Source organism: Mycobacterium sp. E3247 (assembly GCF_001667785.1).
Lineage (GTDB): Bacteria > Actinomycetota > Actinomycetes > Mycobacteriales > Mycobacteriaceae > Mycobacterium.
Genome location: NZ_LZJG01000309.1, coordinates 1 through 800, shown reverse-complemented (window position 1 = coordinate 800; position 800 = coordinate 1). Strand labels below are relative to the sequence as shown.

At 61.8% G+C, this 800-nt stretch carries 2 protein-coding genes; both read right to left on the bottom strand.

Annotation, left to right across the window (positions count from 1 at the left end; genetic code table 11):
• Window positions 1-44 precede the first annotated feature (44 nt).
• Window positions 45-671, bottom strand: coding sequence for a sensor domain-containing protein (locus A9X04_RS32350; protein ID WP_067922628.1), 627 nt, complete (start codon window positions 669-671; stop codon window positions 45-47).
• Window positions 599-800 (bottom strand): hypothetical protein (locus A9X04_RS32345; RefSeq protein WP_369828931.1); only part of this gene is annotated, 202 nt, incomplete at its 5' end. The genes A9X04_RS32350 and A9X04_RS32345, both read right to left, overlap by 73 nt.

Sequence of the window (800 nt, the reverse complement as noted above, 5' to 3'; positions counted from 1 at the left end):
TACTCCTCCCGGATCCTGCACAAAGTATTCCGATTCTCCCGGGTCTATCCGGGGATCTTCTCCGACATCTTGTCCAGAACTGTCGCTGCGGCCGGAGCGCCGTTGCCCCATTGGCACACCTGCGCGTAGATCACCACATTGTTCTTTGCCCGCGCCTCGCTGGCGCAGACCCAGCCGGTGATCTGCCCGTCCTCCAGTTCCGTTCCCGTCCACCGCACTCCCGTATCGGTCGCGTCGGTCTTCTGGAATCTCCATCGATATTTGCCGCTCAGGTGGATGACGGCATTGCTGCACGCATCGAGACGCTTGGCAAAAGCGTCGCCAAGCAACACCGTCGCTGCTTTGGAATCGACAACCGTCGCAACGGCTTGACGGACCGCATGCTCGTACGTGTCCTTGTCCTCTTTGTAGAGATTGCTCCGCCACGCGGTGTAAGCCACCCCCACCGAGTACGTGTCCGGCGCGATCAGCGGCTCGCACTGCGGGTTACCCTCGTCGACGAAGGCGGCCACGGGCGGGGAGGTCGCGCCGGGCGGAGGTTTGGACGCCCAGTTTAGTTTCGCACCGACAATCTCGTTAATCAGGTCTGGCGCCAAGATCAGCGAATCGATGGCGTCGGCGAGGGTGCGACCGAGGTGGCGTTGTGGCCGCCGCCCTGCCCGCCGCCACACCCAACCGCCAACGCGACCACTACAGCCCCGAGCGCCGAAACAATGAAACGAATCCTCATTTCGTCTCCTTGCCAAACGGACGAAATCCGCATCTGTTGGTCGAAGAATAGGAGCAGTGCGAGAAACGCG